A 16,339-nucleotide genomic window follows, 5' to 3' on the forward strand; every position below is an offset into this window, starting at 1 on the left:
AGCAACGCCGAGTTTTTCCGCAGCCTGTCAGCGCAGCGCGGCACTTTGGCTGGCGACAGCCAGCGGACCGTGCTGATGGGGCGAAAAGCCCATGCTGGGCGAGAACACCACCGCGAAAAAAACCGCGCCGGCATAAAACGACGTCAGCAGCAGGACCCGAAGGGCGTTGTCGGCCGAGAGGCCGTTGCGCGAGACTGGCGGCGAGACATCCTGGGGCATGACTTACTCTTAGGGTGTAGGTTCGTTGGGTGAAAACTTACCCTTTAGGAGTAGCGCCTGTCAATATCCTCATATTGCGAATGCGAAGCCGCCGGTCAGTCGCGCCGACGTTCGATCTCGATGCCGACCGAGGCCGCCTCGGCGTAGACGTCCAGCTTTTCCACCCGCACCCGCACCGAATTGACGCGGTCGTCGGTCAGGCACAGGGCGGCGATCTTGTCGGCCAGGGTCTCGACCAGATTGATGTGGCCGTTGGCCAGCATGGTCTTGATGCCCTCGATGATGTCCTCGTAGGACACGACGTTGGCGATGTCGTCCGATTGCGGGCCGGCCTGTTCGAACACCGCCATATCGACGTTGACGCGGACCCGTTGGGGGGCCAGCAATTCATGGGCATGGATGCCGATCGAACACTTCAAGACCAGGTCGCGGACCAGGATACGGTAAAGCTGGGTGTTTTCGCCCTTTGCGAACATTTGTTCCTCGTCTTGCGGTCAGGCGACCAACTCGCGCATCGCCATCTCGTCGGCCAAGCGGACGCCGTCGTCGGCGGGCAGGGCGTCAAGCAGTGTGCGGATGGTTTGGCGGTGGGTGGGGTGGATCGTCGATGCGGCGATGTCGGCCAGCGGGATCAGGGCGAAATGGCGCTCGGTCAGGCGGGGGTGCGGGATGACCAGATCGGGGCTGTCGATCACCATGTCGTCATAGAGCAAGATGTCGAGGTCGATCAGCCGCGGCCCATAGCGCACCGACGCGACCCGGCCGATGGCCGCTTCCAGGCGCTTCAGTTCGGCCAGCAAGGCCGGTGGCGTCAAGGTGGTCGACAGGCGCACCGCCATGTTCAGGAAGGCCGGCTGGTCGGTGACGTAAAGGGGCTGGGTTTCGTAGACCTTCGAGCGGGCCTCGACCCGGCCCAGCGCTCCAAGGGCGTCGATTGCCGCCCGCAGATTGGCCGGTCGGTCGCCCAGATTGGTGCCCAGACCCAGATAGACGATTGCCATGCCTTCTCACCGTCGGAATGAAGGGCGCATTAATCGGTCAGATCGAAGCCAAAGGCAAGCGCCGTGGATGACGGTCGTTCAGACCTGCATCGGCTGGGGCTGGGGCTGGGCGGGTGCCCAACCCGACGACATCGCGATGCGGACCGCCTGGGCGCGATTGGCGGCGCCGATCTTGCGGTAGACGTTGCGCAGGTGCACCTTGATGGTGATTTCCTGCAGGTCCAGGGCGATGGCGATTTCCTTGTTGGTCCGACCCTCGACCAGCAGCAGCAGGATTTCCGCCTCGCGCTTGGACAACTTGTCGAAGGGGGCGGGCACGCCGTTCGGCCGGCACAGATTGGGCGACGGCGGCATGCCGTTCAGGCCGCCCGGCGTCTCGAAGAAGGTGCTGGACGGCAGGTATTTCTCGCCCGACAGGACCAGGCGCAAGGCGTTGACCATGGCGGTGCCGCTGACCGTCTTGGGGATGAAGCCCGAGGCGCCGGCCTGGACGGCGGCGACGACGTGATCGCGGGTGGAAAAGCCCGACACCACCACCACCGGCACCGCCGGGTACTTGGTCTTGACGCGTTCGATCCCCTTCAGGCCGTCCATGCCGGGCATCATCAGGTCCAGCAGGATCAGGCCCAGACGGTCGGCCGTGGCGGCGGCGGTCAGGGCTTCGTCCAGGGTCGCGGCGTCCAGAATCTCGGCGGTCGGATCAAGCTCGTGCAAAAAAGGCTTCAAGCCGTCGCGCACCAGCTTGTGGTCGTCGGCGACAAGAATTTGCATGGATCGCACCTCCGCTTTCCGCCGCACCCGGCGACGGCGTAGCCGTACTATACTGGTGCGTTTGGGGGATGCCAACCAAAAGGAACGGCGTTTGGCGGCGGGGCGGCCCTATTCGCCGGGAGGTTGAAGGAAGTCGATGACGATGTCGCCCAGGCGGGCCAGGGCCACCGGTTTCTTCAGCACGGAGCAGCGATCGTCCTGCAGGTTCTCGGCCAGCCGCTCGGTGGCGCCCAGATGGCCGGTGACGATGATGATCGGCAAGAGCGGGTCGAAATCGCGCAGTCGTTCGACCAATTGCTCGCCGCCGCCGGCCGGCATGCGCAGATCGGTGATCACCACGTCGGCCGGGTCGCGCATGAAGGTCTCATAGGCCTGGCTGCCGCTGGTGCACAAGGTGACGCGGTGACCCAGTTCCTCGAGATAGCGCCCGACGGTGGCGGCGGCGGTCTTTTCGTCGTCGACCACCATGATATGGCCGGTCGCCGCCATCTGGTGTTGCGGCGTCGGCACCACTTCGGGGTCGTGGCCGATGCCGGTCAGGTCATCGACGGGAAGCGTGATGGTGAAGCAGGCGCCGATGGCGCGGTCCTGGATTTCCAGTCGCCCGCCCATCGAGTTGATGATGCCGAAGCTGACCGACAGGCCCAGGCCGGTGCCGCGTCCGGCCTCTTTGGTGGTGAAGAAGGGCTCGAAGATACGGGACCGCACCGCGGGCGGAATACCCGGGCCGGTGTCCTCGACGGTGATGACCAGTCCGTCGCCGCGGCGCCTTGCCGACACCGCCACGGTGGCCACCCAGCCGCCGGCCTGGTCGGCCTGCTTTTCCTTCAGCGCGTGGTGGGCGTTGGACAGCAGGTTCATGATCACCTGCTCGAGCTGGACCCGGCGCCCACGCACCGGCACCATCGCCTCGGGCAGATCGGTCTCGACCTCGATCTCGTCGGGTCGCATCTGGCCTTCCAGCACGGCCAAGGCCGACCGCACCGCGCCGATGGCGTCGAACACCTGGATCGGCGACGAATCGCGGCGCGAGAAGATGCGGATGTCGTCGATGATCTCGGCGGTGCGCTGCGACTGCTCGGCGATCAGTTCGAATTGCTGGGCCTGCCATTCGGGCGTGGCCTTGCCGCGCTCCATGAACAGCAGCGCCCCTTCGGCGGTCAGGCGGATGATGTTCAGGGGTTGCGACAATTCGTGCACCAGGCCGGCGGCCATTTCGCCCAGGGTGGCCAGCTTCGAGGTCTGCACCAATTGTTCCTGCACCTGACGGCGTTCGGTGACGTCGCGGATGACCAGGAACCGGGCCGGGTGGCCGTGATAGGCCACCGAGCTGCCGACCACTTCGGCGTCGAAGGGGGTGCCGTCGATGCGGCACATCGGGTGTTCGGCCAGCACCCGGCCTGTCGGCGGGTTGGCGACGCGCCGCGCGATGGTGTCGCGCATTTCGGTCGGGACCAGATCGACGACGTTCAGGCCGGTCATCGGGCGGCCTTCCGCCCCGAACACCCGCCCGGCCGCGGGGTTGGCGTACAAGATGACGCCCTTGGAATGGACCAGGATGGCGTCGGGGGTCATCTCGACCAGCGAGCGGTAGCGTTCCTCGCTTTCGGCCAGGTCGCGCACCGCCTTGTCGTGCTCGGCCTTGATGCGAAGCGCGCGTACGCCATAGGTCAGGTTGCGGGCGACGTCTTCCAACAGGCGCACGGTGTCGTCGTCGAAGGTGGTGGATTCCCCGGCATAGATGTTCAGGGCACCGACGATGTCGCCCACCTCGCCCAGCGGCAGCGACACGACCGCGCGAAAGCCGTGGCGGGTGGCGGCCTCGCGCCAGGGGGCGAAGTCGGGATGGGTCTCGATGGACCGGACCACCTGGGTCCGGCCGGTGCGAATGGCGGTGCCGACCGGCCCGCGCCCCAGCGGCCCGTCATCCCACGCCACGCTGATTTCCTGAAGATAGGTCCGGCCCTGGCCGGCGGCGGCGACCGCCGACACCTTCCTGTCCGGGCTGTGCTCGGGCATGCCGACCCAGACCAGGCGGTAGCCGGCGACATCGACGGCGATGCGGCAGATGTCTTCCAGCAACGACACCTCGTCGGCGGCCTTCAGCAATGCCTCGGTGGCGCGCGTCAGCGTCGCGACCGCACGGTCGATCATATGCAATTGGTCGGCGACGCCGTGCGCGAGCATGAGCGGGGGGATGCCTTTCCGGCTGAAGCAGTTCGTCGAACATGGTACTCGTACCTGTGCTCGATGCGAAAGGGTTCCTAGGGGTTAATACCCGAGACGTTCGGAAGGATTTGCGATGCGATGGCTGCTGGTGCTGGTAAGCGTGCTGATGTCGTTGGGGGCGGTGCCGGCCATTGCCGCCGAGCGGGCGCTGGATCTGCTGGATCCGGCCGTGTCCTACACGGCCGATTTCACCGTTTCCAGCGACAAGGGCACCTATAGCGGATTGCTGTGGCACCAGCCCGGCCGCGAGCGCCGGTCCTACATGACCAAGGGCGGCAGCCAGACCATCCTGATCCGGCGCGACCTTGATTCCGCCTGGATGATGAAGCCGTCGGGGAAGTGGTATGTCGGCCTTAGCCTAAGGGCCTTGGGGGTCATCGCCGGTGGAATCGACAATCTGACCGTCAGCCGCACCCCCTTGGGCGACGAGGATGTCAACGGCCATCGGACCACCCGCTACCGGGTGGTCGGGCAGGGGCCGCGCGGCGGGCGCTTCGACGGCGATGCCTGGTTCACCCGCGAGGGCATCATGATCAAGGCCGCCGGCACCCTGACCGATCCCGACGGCCGCCACATCCCGGTCCAGACCGAACTGAGCCGCCTGATGATCGGCCGCGTCGATCCAAAGAATTTCGAGCTGCCGTCGGGCTGGATGGGAATGGACCTGCGCTCGGTCCCGGCGGAATCGCTGGCCCAGGCGCTGGAAAGCCTGAAGCCGCTGCTGGAAGGGCGGTAGGGTCGGTCTGAGTTTGGTGGAACCGGATTTTCCGTTTCCCTTTGTCGTCACACTCGGGCTTGACCCACTGCTGTCCGGTCTAATCTTAAGCGTCGCGGCGCAAACGCTTGTGGCGCGCGCCTTTCAGCGCCTGGAGCCCGGAAGGGACGCGAAGCCTTCGCCCCACACTCCGTCATGCCCGTGCTTGACACGGACATCCACGCGGCGGCGTAAAAATCGATTAAAAACAGCGCGTTATGCGGATGCGCGTGGACGGCCGGGTCAAGCCCGGCCATGACGGGTGGAGAACGTGCGCATCAGCCTAAACAAGGCCGACCCTAAGCGCCCGCTTACCAGGTCCGAACGCGGCCGGTATCGATGTGGACGAATTGCGAGGCCGGATAGGTGCCGACGCCGCCGGCCTTCAACATCTTGGCGGCGCGGCCGACGATGCGGGTGCTTTGACCGGGCATGCGGATATCCACCGCCTTGCCGGCCATGTGCAGGCTGCCATGGGCGACGCCGTCGGTGGCGGACGCCAGCATGGCGTTGGTCTGCGGCGAACGGTAGCCGGAAATGATGTGGATGGCGCCCTTGTTGCCCAGCTTCTTGTGCACGGCGACCATCAGGTCCAAAAGGCGCGGGTCCATGGGATGGGTTTCACCCGAACGATGGTCGCGCAGCATGCGGTTCACCTGCGTCAGCGCCTTGGGCAGATAGCGCCCTTCCGCCCAATAGACGGTCTTCAGCCATTCGCCGGTATGAATGTTGTAAAGATGCAGCCCGCGTTCGGGCATGGCGCGGACGGCGGCCTCCACCGGGGAAACCAAACAGGCTCCGGCGATCGCGGCCAAGCCGCCCGCCAGAAACGAACGACGCGACAGCGCCCCTTCGTCTTTGTCTTGACCTTCGAAACCCATGACACCCCCCTGAGGTGAGGCGAAATTCATACCATCGATTGCGGGGTCTGAGTCAACCTCTCAGGTGAGTACCTTAGAGATGTTGCGCACACTCTAGTTGGCGGGGGCCAGCCGGGCCGGGCGTTTCAGGGCGGCCTTCAGGCGGGCATCATGGCCGTAAAGGTCGTCGCGGAAATGGACGGTGCCATCCTCGTCGGCCCAGGCGGTGAAATACATCAGATAGACCGTCAGCGCCTTGTCCAGCTTGATGGTCTTGGTGTCGGCGGCGCTGATCATCTCGGGCACCTTGTCGGCCATCTCGCCGCCGATCAGCGACTTGGCCAGGTCCAGCGGACGTTCCAGGCGCACGCAGCCATGCGACAGCGCCCGGAAGATGCGGCCGAAATATTGCCGCTTGGGGGTGTCGTGAAGATAGATGTCGTCGGAATTGGACAGGTTGAACTTGATCTGGCCCAGGGCGTTGTCCGGCCCGGGACGCTGGCGCAGTCGGCCGGGAAAGCGCGATTGCCGCGACCAGTCGATGCCGATGCCCTGCTGCTTGGCCGAATCGCCGTCGAAGGCGTCCAGGATGACCATGTTGTTGGCCACCAGATAATTGGGTTCCTTGCGCAGCTTGGGCAGGATTTCCTTGGTGGCGATGCCGGGCGGCACCGTCCAGGTCGGGTTCAGCACCATCGAACTGAGCGTGGTGGCCATGGTCGGCGTCGGGCTTTTGACGTCGCCGACGACGACGCGCATGGCCAGGTCGATGCGGCCCTCGCGCACCAGTTCCAGGTGGGCGGCCGGCAGATTGACGGCGATGTGCGACGAATCCAGCCGGTGCGGCATCCAGCGCCAGCGTTCCAGATTGGCCTGGATCTGGCGCATCCGCTCTTCCGCCGGGACGTTCAAGGCGGTCAGGGTCTGCTTGCCGACGAAGCCGTCGGGCTCGATGCCGTGGCGGTTCTGGAAGGTCTTCAACGCGTCGGCCAGCGGCTTGTCCAGGCGCTTGCCCTTGTCGTGGGTGGCCGCCAACTCGCCGGTCATGATCAGGCGGCGGCGCACCAGCAGCAGGCGTTCGTCCTCGGCCTCGGCCTTGATCGAGGTGCCATCGGGGATGACCGGCCAACCGCCGGCGGCGACCAGCTTGCGATAGCGCTCTAACGCCACCTTCAGGCGCTGATAGCCGGCATAGGGCGGCGGCAGCACTTCCAGCAGGGCGGCGACATCCTTGCCGGACGACAGGTCGATCAGGAAGCGGGTGGCGTCGAAGCTTGGCCGGGTGTCCGGCCCCATGCCGCCGACCGAGCGGGTGGGCGCGATGCGCCCGGTCGCCAGGTCGTGGCCGAAGCGGGCCAGGGCGTCGCTGATCAACAGGTCGCGGTCGATCGCCGAATTGGTGGCGGGAATGGCGTAATTGTCGGCCGACAGCCCCTCGCCGTCGGCGACGGCCAGGATATCGCCGACCACCCGCTCGCCCTTGCCGTCGGTCCAGGCCAAGCGGTGTCCGCGCTGGCGATAGAAGCCGGTCAGCGGGGCAGGGTCCAAGGTGCGGTCGCCGATCTTCGGCGCCGCCTCGGATTCCAGCCGCTTCTGCAGGTCCCCGGGCGTTTCGGCGGCGGACGCCGGCCAGGCGAACGACGCCAGGGCCAACGACAAGCCGATCAGGAAAGGACGAGCCAGGGACACGGGAAAACCACTCGGCATGAATAAGGATGGCGGCGCGGTTCATGGGTATCCGCCCCCTGCCGCCCGAAGTCAATCCTTGTGACAATTTTGCCCATTTACGCCGGTCGGGTGCGGCACAAGTGCCACATCCGACCTAGGTGGAAACCCTTATCCCTGAATCCACGGCAGTCCAGCCGCCTTCCAGCCCTGGGTGGCGCCGCGATGACGGGCTGTGTCCAGCGGGCCTTCGAATCCGTCGGTGATGTTCCAGCATTGGCTGTGGCCCAATTGGGTCATCAACTCGGCGGCGGCCTTCGACCGCACCCCCGACCGGCACAGGAACAGCAGCACGTCGTCGGCGGCGATGCGCTGGTTGACCAGCTGCTCGGCAAAGGATTCGTTGCGGAGCATGGCCGGAAACACCTGCCACGATATCAGGATCGGCTGCTTTTCCAGGGCGCTCAGGTCGGGCAGGCCGACATAGACCCACTCCGCCTGGGTGCGCACGTCGATCAGCTTGGCATTGGGGTCGGCCTGCAGGCGCGCCCAGGCGTCGGCGGGGGTGATTTCTCCGGCATAGGTCATGATGCTCTCCAGATTGTACGTTTAGTCTAGTGTTATAGGGTGTTAAATAACACAAAAACCTGTTGACTTTATAGACTGTGCAGCGCGATAACGTGAATACGAAATCAACATACACCTTGCGTGTGTGAAATAGAAGAGGACATCTCGATGCTCGACGCCGCCATCTCCGACCTGCCGATTTCCGAGCCGTTGGTTCGCCTGTCGGACCTGGACGAATACCGCGCCGGCTTGGCCCGGCACTTGTCCGGCGAATGGGACGGCGAGCGCTTCACCGCCCATCGTGTCCGTTTCGGCGTCTACGGCCAGAAGCAGCCGGGCGTGCAGATGGTCCGCATCAAGATTCCCGGCGGTCGCCTGCCGGTCGGCTGGCTGCGCACCCTGGCCGCGGTCAATCGCGATTTCGCCGAAGGCGCCTCGCACGTCACCACCCGCCAGGACGTGCAGATCTATTCGGTGGCGCTGGAAAAGACCCCCGACCTGCTCGAGGCGCTTTATTCCAACGGCATCACCACGCGCGAGGCCTGCGGCAACACCATCCGCAACCTGACCGCCTGCGCCCTGGCCGGGGCCTGCCCGCGGGAACTGGTCGATGCCGGTTTGGTCGCCGACCAGCTGTCGCGGGCCTGGCTGCGCCACCCGCTGGTTCAGCACATGCCGCGCAAGATCAAGATCACCGTGTCGGGGTGCGCCACCGATTGCGGCCATACCGCCATCCACGATCTGGGCTTCATCGCCATCACCAAGGGCGACCGTCCGGGGTTCCGGGTGATGGCCGGCGGCGGCTTGGGCTCGCAGCCGCGCGCGGCGGTCGAGATCGCCGACTTCGTCACCGAAGATGAGCTGCCGGCGGTGCTGGAAGCGGTGGCCCGGCTGCACCAGCGTTATTCCGATCGTCGCAACCGCAACGCGGCGCGCCTGAAGTTCGTGGCCAAGCGTTTCGGCGACGACAAGTTCCGCGCCCTGTTCGCCGAGGAATTCGAGCGCCTTCGCGGCCTGCCCCAGCGCCACTGGGCCGGTCTGGACTGGAACCATCCAGCCGAGGCCGCCATCTCGCGGGCTCCGGTCGGTCTGATCGACGCCCATGACGGGTCGGTCGCGGTGTCGGTGTCGGTGCCGCTGGGCATCGTGTCGTCCGAACAGTGGGAAGCGCTGGCCGATATCGCCGACCGGGTCGGCGTTGCCGAACTGCGCGCCACCCGCGACCAGAATTTGGTGTTCCTGGGGGTCGCCCGCGAGCAGACCCAGGTGGTGGTCGATGGCGTCCGGGCCATCGGCTTCGATGTGCCGGACCAAGCCGCCGACATCGCCACGGTGATTTCCTGCCCCGGCACCACCACCTGCCGGATCGGCATCACCAACTCGCAGGGTTTCGCCCGTGAAGCGCTGAATGCCGCCTTGGCCGATCCGCTGGCCAAGGGGACCAGCGTCCACGTCTCGGGCTGCCAGAATTCCTGCGGCCTGCACCATGTCGCCGATTTCGGCCTGCACGGCATGGCCAAGAAGATCGACGGCCAGCCGGCGCCCTATTACCAGCTGCATTTCGGCGGTGACGCCGCCAGTTCGACCATCGGCCTGACCGGTCCGATGATCGCCGCCCGCCATGCCGTCGCCGGCCTTGGTCTGCTGCGCCAGGCCTGGGCCTCGGGCCGCAAGGACGGCGAAGGAGTCAGGGCCTGGGCCGAGCGCCAGGGCAAGGACGGCATCGATGCCGTCCTGGCCGGCCTGGGCGAGGGTGGCGCCGACGGCCTGTTCGTCGATTGGGGCGACAGCCACGATTTCGCCGGTGCGCCGCAGGCCAAGGGCGAGTGCGCGGCGCCCTTCGCCGCCGCCGACCTGTATGAGGATCTGGCCGACGATTCCCTGATCACCCTGGACCGCGCCCTGGCGGTCGGCAACCAGGCCATCGCCGCCGAAGCGGCCGACACCGGCATCGAATATGCCGCCCGCCGGTTGCTGCACCTGAAGGGCGTGCCCAGCGAGGACGGCCAGAACCTGGCCGCCCACATCGCCGCGATCGGCGCCCATTGGGCCGATCAGGCCGACGTGGTCGATGCCGCCCGGACGGCTTTGGCCGCCCGCGGCGAGGGGCTCGAAGCCTTGCGCGAAGCGGTGGCCGTGCTGATCGACACCGCCCGCGACCTGGCCGCCAACCCGGCCCCGGTCGCGGCGGCGGTCGGCGACATCAACGCCTTGCTGGGAGCCGCCGAATGACCGTGATTGACCCGCGTGCGGCCTATGGCGCCCTGGAAGGCCGCGAACTGATCGAGGTGATGGCCAAGGACGTCTTTCCCGGCCGCATCGCCGTGACCTCGTCGTTCGGTGCCGAATCGGCGGTGCTGCTGGATCTGGTGGCCCAGGTCGATCCGGACCTGCCGGTGATCTTCCTCGATACCGGCGAGCTGTTCGACGAGACCCTGGAATATCGTTATCAGCTCGAGCGCAAGCTGGGCCTGACCAACGTGGTGGTGGTCCGCCCGACCGACGAGGATCTGAAGGCGGCCCAGGATCTTTGGCGCACCGATGCCGATCGCTGCTGCGAGTTGCGCAAGGTGTGGCCGCTGGCCCGCGCCGTCGCCCCTTATTCCGCTCTGATCGACGGCCGGAAGCGCGGCCACAGCCTGGAACGCCAGACCATCTCGACGGTCGAGCAGGCCGGCCTGGTCACCAAGATCAGCCCGCTGGCCAACTGGAGCGAAGACGCGATCGAGACCGCCTTCAAGCTGCGCGGCCTGCCGCGTCATCCGCTGGTCGAACAGGGGTACCGCTCGATCGGCTGCTGGCCCTGTACCCGGCCGACCAAGCCAGGCGAGCAGGCCCGTGCCGGTCGCTGGGCCGGGTCGGCCAAGTCCGAATGCGGAATCCACACTTTGAATTTCGGCACCGACGGTGCCGGCATCTGACGAGAAAGCGATGATCATGAACCATCTGGACCAATTGGAAGCCCAGTCGATCTACATCCTGCGCGAGGCCTTCAACCGCCTGGACAAGATCGCCATGCTGTGGTCGATCGGCAAGGATTCCAACGTCATGCTGTGGCTGGCCCGCAAGGCGTTCTTCGGCCATGTGCCGTTTCCGGTGCTCCATGTCGATACCCACCACAAGATCCCCGAAATGATCGAGTTCCGCGACCGCGTCGCCAAGGAATGGAACCTGCCGCTGATCGTCGGCGAGAACCGCGCCGCGCTGGATGCCGGCATGGGCCCGCACCAGGGCCGGGTCAATTGCTGCACCGCCTTGAAGACCGAGGGCCTGAAGGCGCTGCTGGCCCAGCACGGCTATACCGGCGTGATCGCCGGCATCCGCCGCGACGAGGAAGGCACCCGGGCCAAGGAACGGGTGTTCAGCCCCAGGAACGCCCAGGCCGAATGGGACGTGCGTGACCAGCCGCCCGAATTCTGGGACCAGTTCAAGACCGACTTCGCGCCCGGCACGTCCTTGCGCATCCACCCCCTGCTGGCCTGGACCGAGCTGGATGTGTGGCGTTACATCGCCCGCGAGAACATCCCCGTGGTCGATCTTTACTTCGCCAAGGACGGCAAGCGGTACCGCTCGCTGGGTTGCGCGCCGTGCACCGGCTCGGTCGCCTCGACCGCCTCGACTGTCGAGGAAATCATCGAGGAACTGGAAACCACCCGGATTTCCGAACGTTCGGGCCGCGCCCAGGACAAGGAATCCGAAGACGCCTTCGAACGGCTGCGTGCCGGCGGCTACATGTAAGCAGGGACAGGGATAAGATTATGAGCAATTCGCCCTTGAAGATCGTCGTCGTCGGCCATGTCGACCACGGCAAGTCGACCCTGGTGGGTCGCGTCCTGCACGAAACCGGCGCCCTGCCCGAAGGCAAGGTCGAGGCCTTGCGCGAGGTCTGCGACAAGCGCGGCATGCCGTTCGAGTGGGCCTTCGTCATGGACGCCCTGCAGGCCGAGCGCGACCAGGGCATCACCATCGACACCTCGCAGCTTTATTTCCACACCGGCGAGCGGCCGGTGCTGATCATCGACGCCCCCGGCCACAAGGAATTCCTGAAGAACATGATCACCGGCGCCGCTTCGGCCGAAGCCGCCGTGCTGGTGATCGACGCCCATGAAGGCGTCCAGGAACAGTCGCGCCGTCACGGCTATCTGCTGCATCTGCTGGGGCTGACCCAGATCGCGGTGGCGGTCAACAAGATGGACCTGGTCAACTGGGATGAAGCCCGCTTTAGGGAAGTCGAGGCGGAAATCCGCGCCTATCTGGCCGGAATCGGCGTGACGCCGACCCATGTCATCCCGGTGTCGGCCCGCAGCGGCGAATTCGTCCGCGAGAAAGGCCAGGCCGCCTGGTACAAGGGCCCGACGGTGATCGAGGCGCTGAACGGCTTCAATGGTGCCGCCCCGGCCACCGACCAGGCGCTGCGCCTGCCGGTGCAGGACGTCTACAAGTTCGACCAGCGCCGCATCGTCGCCGGCCGCATCGAATCCGGCCGCTTGAAGGTCGGCGACCGCCTGGTCTTCTCGCCGTCCGGCAAGTCGGCCCGGGTCGCCACCATCGAGGATTGGGCCGGCGAGCATGTCACCACCGTCGCCTCGGCGGCCGGCCGCTCGGTCGGTTTCACCCTGGACGAGCCGATCTTCGTCGAGCGCGGCCAGGTGGCGCACCTGGCCGACAACAGCCCGGTCCTGGCCCATGAAATCCGTGCCCGGGTGTTCTGGCTGGGCCGCGAGCCGCTGGTCAAGGGCGACCGCCTGAAGCTGAAGCTGGCCACCGCCGAGTATGCGGTCGAGGTGTCGGCCGTCGAACGCGTCGTCGATGTCGCCGATCTGGCCAGCCACGAAGCCGAGGTGGTGCAGAAGAACGCGGTGGCCGAGGTGGTGCTGCGCTCGCGTGCCGCCATCGCCTTCGACGCCTTCGGCGCCAACGCCCGCCTGGGCCGCTTCGTCCTGGTGCATGGCTTCGACATCGTCGGCGGCGGCATCATCGCCGAGGCGGCGGCGGCCAGCCGCAACATCTATGCCGTCGATCACAAGGTCACCGTCGATACCCGCGCCGTCGCCAACGGCCACAAGGGCGGCGTGGTGTGGCTGACCGGCCTGTCGGGCGCCGGCAAGTCGACCATCGCCATGGAACTGGAACGCCGCCTGTTCCAGAAGGGCTGGCAGGCCAGCGTGCTGGACGGCGACAATGTCCGCCACGGTCTGTGCTCGGACCTGGGCTTCTCGCCCGATGACCGCGCCGAGAACATCCGCCGGGTCGGCGAGGTCGCCCATCTGATGGCCAAAGCCGGCCTGCTGGTGGTGACCGCCTTCATCAGCCCCTATCGCGCCGACCGCGACCGGGTGCGCGCCATCGATCCCGACGCCTTCCACGAGGTCTATGTCGCCACCGACCTGAACGAGTGCGAACGCCGCGACCCCAAGGGCCTGTACAAGAAGGCCAGGAAGGGCGAAATCCCGGAATTCACCGGCATCTCGGCCCCTTATGAGCCGCCGGCCGAGCCCGAGCTGCACCTCGACACCACCGGCAAGTCCATCGACGAATCGGTGGCCGAGCTGGTGGCCTATATCGAGGCGCGTTTCGGCAATCTTGCGCTGGTGCAGGCCAGCGCCTGAGTTCGCCTATTAACCGAAAGAGGGGGCGGAGGTATTCCTCCGCCCCGCTTTTAATTCGGGTCTCGCGACCTTACCTTGACGTATGGATGGGTGAGCGAGGTGACGGCGGATGAGTCAATGCGGACCCCGCCACGGCAAACCGCCACGGACGACCGGGGCGCCATCCCGGGCGATTACCCGGCTGCGCGACCGGGTCAGCCAACTGGAACAAGCCAGGGCTGAGTTGCAGGCGGCCAAGACGGCCTTGCAGCAAAGCGAGGAACGCTACGCCCTGGCCATGCGCGGCCCCAACGAGGGCCTGTGGGACTGGAACCCCGTCACCAAGGAGCTTTACCTGTCGGCCCGCCTGCTGACCATCCTGGGATTCGGCTCGGACAATGTTCGCACCACCTCGAACGAGTGGCTGGAAATCGTCCATCCCGAGGACCGAGGGCGCTATCAGTCCGATCTGGTTCGCCACCTCAAGGGCCTGGACGAACATTTCGAATGCGAATATCGCGTCCGCGACCGGGCCGGCACCTATCGCTGGATGCTGGCCCGCGGTCTGGCGGTCAGGGGGGCTGACGGCATCGCCACCCGCATGGTCGGCTCGATCGGCGACATCACCGAAAGAAAGCAGCGCGAATCGATCCTTCGGGCCAGCGAGGCTCGGTTCCGCTCGCTGGTCGAGGCCGCCGCCAGCGTCATCGTGGTGATCGACGGCACCGGCCTGCTGCGCGAATTCAACCGCGAGGCCGAGCGGGTGTTCAATGTCCGCCGCGACGCGGTCGTCGATCAGCCGTGGAATGATGTGCTGACCATGACCGGCGGCGATTTCGGCGCGCTGCTGGCGGCGGTGCGGCGCGGGCATAGCGTGCGTGAGCAGGAATTGACCACCGCCGACGGCACCGTGTTGTCGTGGAACCTGGCCCTGTTGGACGACGGCGCCGGAATCATCGGCGTGGCCCAGGACGTGACCCGGCGCCATTGGGCGGAAAAGTCGCTGAGTTATGTCAACGAAAGCCTGGAACGCCGGGTCGCCGAGCGCACCCGCGAATTGGAGCGGGCCCGGGAAGAGGCCGAACAGGCCAGCAAGGCCAAAAGCGACTTCGTCGCCAATATGAGCCATGAATTGCGCACGCCGCTGAACGCCATCATCGGCTTTTCCGACGTCATGCGGCTTGGCGTGATGGGGCCGCTGGGCAACAGCCATTACTCCGATTACGTCGAGGCGATCTGGGATTCCGGCACCCACCTTTTGTCGTTGATCAACGACATCTTGGACATGGCCAAGATCGAGGCCGGCGAGTTCGTGGTGCGCCGCGAGCCGGTCAATCCGGTCTACATCCTGCATTCGGCCTGCCGATTGGTTCGCGACAAGGCCCGGGCGCACGAAGTCACCATGAAGCTGGCGGTTCACGACGATATCGGAACGGTCGAACTGGACCCCTTGCGGTTTCGCCAGATCATCTTGATCCTGGCGTCGAACGCCTTGAAGTTCACCCCCAACGGCGGCGAGGTCGAGGTGGTGCTGCGCCGCGACGACGACTTCCTGCACTTGAGCATCGCCGATTCCGGCATCGGCATGACGCCGGACGAAATCGCCCAGGCCATGCGCCCCTTCGTCCAGGTCGATTCCTCGCTGGCGCGGCGCTTCCAGGGGACCGGGCTGGGGCTGCCGCTGACCCAGAAGTTCGTCGACATGCATGGCGGCACCTTGTCGATCGAAAGCTGCCCCGGGACGGGAACGAAGGTGACGGTGGTGCTGCCGGTCAAGGATTCGGCTATAGTCGGGGTATGATCGACTACGACTTCCCGCTGTGGCGGCCACCATCCGAGGGCGACAACCTGATCATCCAGGCGACGCTGGGGTGTCGCTACAATCATTGCGCCTTCTGCTCGATGTACAAGGGCAAGACCTATCGCGCCCGACCGCTGCCCGAATTGTTCGCCGACATCGATGCGGCCGCCGCCGACTGGCCCGAGGCGCATCGCGTGTTCCTGGCCGATGGCGACGCCTACAACCTGCCGACCGAGACCCTGGCGGCCATCTGCGATCATCTGGCGGCCAGGCTGCCCAATCTGCAGCGGGTGACCGCCTATGCCACGCCGTTCAATCTGCTGGCCAAGTCGGTCGAAGAGATGCGGGCCTTGAAGGACAAGCGCCTGACCCAGGTCTATCTGGGCATCGAGACCGGCAACGACCGCCTGCTGAAGGTGATCGCCAAGGGCTCGCGCAAGCAGATGGCGGCGGCGCTGGCGCGGGCGCGGGAAGCCGGCCTCAAGGTGTCGGCGACGGTGATCACCGGCCTGGGCGGCCAGGCCCATTGGCAGGATCACATCGACGACACCGCCAGTCTGGTGAATCTGGCGCCGCCGACTTTCCTGTCGGTCCTGCAACTGGGGCTGGAGGAATCGGTCGCCAAGACCTTCTTCGCCCGCCAGGGCGAAGACTTCGCCTGGCAGGATGACCGCGCCGTGCTGGTCGAACTGCGCCGCCTGATCGAACGCCTCGACCCGCCGGCTCCGGTGATCTTTCGCTCGAACCACGCCAGCAACGCCCTGGCCCTGGCCGGCACCCTGCCCAAGGACAAGGACCGCCTGCTGGCGCAGGTGGACATGGCCCTGGCCGGCCAGGCCCGGTTGCGGCCGCGATGGATCAGGGGATTGTAGCTTCGGACGAAA

Annotated in this window: 15 protein-coding genes; 7 read left to right on the forward strand and 8 right to left on the reverse strand. The window is 66.2% G+C overall.

What is annotated here, in order from left to right; genetic code table 11:
• Positions 1 to 27: 27 nt before the first annotated feature.
• From MTBLM5_RS17890 to MTBLM5_RS17910, 5 genes are all read right to left on the reverse strand, one after another.
• Positions 28 to 219, reverse strand: a complete 192-nt coding sequence (locus MTBLM5_RS17890; protein ID WP_173977405.1) for a hypothetical protein — start codon at positions 217 to 219, stop codon at positions 28 to 30.
• A 95-nt stretch (positions 220 to 314) separates the two neighbouring features.
• Positions 315 to 695 (reverse strand): dihydroneopterin aldolase, encoded by a 381-nt coding sequence (locus tag MTBLM5_RS17895; RefSeq protein ID WP_173977406.1) that lies wholly within the window; start codon positions 693 to 695, stop codon positions 315 to 317.
• A gap of 18 nt (positions 696 to 713) precedes the next feature.
• Positions 714 to 1,220, reverse strand: a complete 507-nt coding sequence (gene folK / locus MTBLM5_RS17900; protein WP_173977407.1) for a 2-amino-4-hydroxy-6-hydroxymethyldihydropteridine diphosphokinase — start codon at positions 1,218 to 1,220, stop codon at positions 714 to 716.
• A 78-nt stretch (positions 1,221 to 1,298) separates the two neighbouring features.
• On the reverse strand, positions 1,299 to 1,991 hold the full coding sequence (locus MTBLM5_RS17905) for a response regulator transcription factor (protein WP_173977408.1): 693 nt from the start codon (positions 1,989 to 1,991) through the stop codon (positions 1,299 to 1,301).
• Positions 1,992 to 2,099: 108 nt separating this feature from the next.
• Positions 2,100 to 4,178: an ATP-binding protein gene (locus tag MTBLM5_RS17910; RefSeq protein ID WP_173977409.1), complete on the reverse strand. Its 2,079-nt coding sequence runs from the start codon at positions 4,176 to 4,178 to the stop codon at positions 2,100 to 2,102.
• Between the two features lie 115 nt (positions 4,179 to 4,293).
• Between MTBLM5_RS17910 and MTBLM5_RS17915 the strand changes: the two genes are divergently transcribed.
• The gene (locus tag MTBLM5_RS17915) at positions 4,294 to 4,956 is read left to right on the forward strand and encodes a hypothetical protein (protein ID WP_173977410.1); all 663 of its coding nucleotides are present in this window, start codon (positions 4,294 to 4,296) and stop codon (positions 4,954 to 4,956) included.
• A gap of 329 nt (positions 4,957 to 5,285) precedes the next feature.
• On the opposite strand, the gene MTBLM5_RS17920 is transcribed toward MTBLM5_RS17915, so the two are convergent.
• The 3 genes from MTBLM5_RS17920 to MTBLM5_RS17930 all read right to left on the reverse strand — a co-directional run bounded on the left by MTBLM5_RS17920 (position 5,286) and on the right by MTBLM5_RS17930 (position 8,087).
• The gene (locus MTBLM5_RS17920) at positions 5,286 to 5,855 is read right to left on the reverse strand and encodes a DUF882 domain-containing protein (protein ID WP_173977411.1); all 570 of its coding nucleotides are present in this window, start codon (positions 5,853 to 5,855) and stop codon (positions 5,286 to 5,288) included.
• A 93-nt stretch (positions 5,856 to 5,948) separates the two neighbouring features.
• Positions 5,949 to 7,523: a murein L,D-transpeptidase gene (locus MTBLM5_RS17925; protein WP_173977412.1), complete on the reverse strand. Its 1,575-nt coding sequence runs from the start codon at positions 7,521 to 7,523 to the stop codon at positions 5,949 to 5,951.
• A 147-nt stretch (positions 7,524 to 7,670) separates the two neighbouring features.
• Positions 7,671 to 8,087 carry a rhodanese-like domain-containing protein gene (locus tag MTBLM5_RS17930; RefSeq protein WP_173977413.1) on the reverse strand — a complete coding sequence of 139 codons (417 nt, stop codon included), beginning with the start codon at positions 8,085 to 8,087 and terminating at the stop codon, positions 7,671 to 7,673.
• Between the two features lie 147 nt (positions 8,088 to 8,234).
• Here MTBLM5_RS17930 and MTBLM5_RS17935 point away from each other — a divergent pair, with 147 nt between their 5' ends.
• From MTBLM5_RS17935 to MTBLM5_RS17960, 6 genes are all read left to right on the forward strand, one after another.
• A complete protein-coding gene (locus MTBLM5_RS17935; RefSeq protein WP_173977414.1) occupies positions 8,235 to 10,298 on the forward strand; it encodes a nitrite/sulfite reductase in 2,064 nt (687 codons plus the stop codon).
• Complete coding sequence (locus tag MTBLM5_RS17940; protein ID WP_173977415.1) at positions 10,295 to 10,987, forward strand: phosphoadenylyl-sulfate reductase; 693 nt, start codon at positions 10,295 to 10,297, stop codon at positions 10,985 to 10,987. The genes MTBLM5_RS17935 and MTBLM5_RS17940 overlap by 4 nt, the downstream gene beginning before the upstream one ends.
• 16 nt (positions 10,988 to 11,003) lie before the next feature.
• Positions 11,004 to 11,804, forward strand: coding sequence for a sulfate adenylyltransferase subunit CysD (gene cysD / locus MTBLM5_RS17945; protein ID WP_173977416.1), 801 nt, complete (start codon positions 11,004 to 11,006; stop codon positions 11,802 to 11,804).
• 20 nt (positions 11,805 to 11,824) lie between these two features.
• Positions 11,825 to 13,675 carry an adenylyl-sulfate kinase gene (gene cysC / locus MTBLM5_RS17950; RefSeq protein ID WP_173977417.1) on the forward strand — a complete coding sequence of 617 codons (1,851 nt, stop codon included), beginning with the start codon at positions 11,825 to 11,827 and terminating at the stop codon, positions 13,673 to 13,675.
• 109 nt (positions 13,676 to 13,784) lie between these two features.
• A complete protein-coding gene (locus tag MTBLM5_RS17955) occupies positions 13,785 to 15,455 on the forward strand; it encodes a PAS domain-containing sensor histidine kinase (protein WP_173977418.1) in 1,671 nt (556 codons plus the stop codon).
• Positions 15,452 to 16,327: a radical SAM protein gene (locus MTBLM5_RS17960; RefSeq protein ID WP_173977419.1), complete on the forward strand. Its 876-nt coding sequence runs from the start codon at positions 15,452 to 15,454 to the stop codon at positions 16,325 to 16,327. Before MTBLM5_RS17955 ends, MTBLM5_RS17960 begins: the two co-directional genes overlap by 4 nt.
• The last annotated feature ends 12 nt before the right edge of the window (positions 16,328 to 16,339 follow it).

It is taken from the genome of Magnetospirillum sp. LM-5 (genome assembly GCF_902729445.1).
In the GTDB taxonomy this organism is placed as follows: Bacteria; Pseudomonadota; Alphaproteobacteria; order Rhodospirillales; family Magnetospirillaceae; genus Magnetospirillum.

What these genes read in the sequence shown, in the direction of transcription:
- MTBLM5_RS17940 (WP_173977415.1), top strand. Translation starts at nt 10,295, where the DNA reads ATGACCGTGATTGACCCGCGTGCGGCCTATGGCGCCCTGGAAGGCCGC.
- MTBLM5_RS17955 (WP_173977418.1), top strand. Translation starts at nt 13,785, where the DNA reads ATGAGTCAATGCGGACCCCGCCACGGCAAACCGCCACGGACGACCGGG.
- MTBLM5_RS17935 (WP_173977414.1), top strand. Translation starts at nt 8,235, where the DNA reads ATGCTCGACGCCGCCATCTCCGACCTGCCGATTTCCGAGCCGTTGGTT.
- MTBLM5_RS17930 (WP_173977413.1), bottom strand. Translation starts at nt 8,087, where the DNA reads ATGACCTATGCCGGAGAAATCACCCCCGCCGACGCCTGGGCGCGCCTG.
- MTBLM5_RS17920 (WP_173977411.1), bottom strand. Translation starts at nt 5,855, where the DNA reads ATGGGTTTCGAAGGTCAAGACAAAGACGAAGGGGCGCTGTCGCGTCGT.
- cysD (WP_173977416.1), top strand. Translation starts at nt 11,004, where the DNA reads ATGAACCATCTGGACCAATTGGAAGCCCAGTCGATCTACATCCTGCGC.
- MTBLM5_RS17910 (WP_173977409.1), bottom strand. Translation starts at nt 4,178, where the DNA reads ATGCTCGCGCACGGCGTCGCCGACCAATTGCATATGATCGACCGTGCG.
- MTBLM5_RS17960 (WP_173977419.1), top strand. Translation starts at nt 15,452, where the DNA reads ATGATCGACTACGACTTCCCGCTGTGGCGGCCACCATCCGAGGGCGAC.
- MTBLM5_RS17905 (WP_173977408.1), bottom strand. Translation starts at nt 1,991, where the DNA reads ATGCAAATTCTTGTCGCCGACGACCACAAGCTGGTGCGCGACGGCTTG.
- folK (WP_173977407.1), bottom strand. Translation starts at nt 1,220, where the DNA reads ATGGCAATCGTCTATCTGGGTCTGGGCACCAATCTGGGCGACCGACCG.
- cysC (WP_173977417.1), top strand. Translation starts at nt 11,825, where the DNA reads ATGAGCAATTCGCCCTTGAAGATCGTCGTCGTCGGCCATGTCGACCAC.
- MTBLM5_RS17895 (WP_173977406.1), bottom strand. Translation starts at nt 695, where the DNA reads ATGTTCGCAAAGGGCGAAAACACCCAGCTTTACCGTATCCTGGTCCGC.
- MTBLM5_RS17915 (WP_173977410.1), top strand. Translation starts at nt 4,294, where the DNA reads ATGCGATGGCTGCTGGTGCTGGTAAGCGTGCTGATGTCGTTGGGGGCG.
- MTBLM5_RS17890 (WP_173977405.1), bottom strand. Translation starts at nt 219, where the DNA reads ATGCCCCAGGATGTCTCGCCGCCAGTCTCGCGCAACGGCCTCTCGGCC.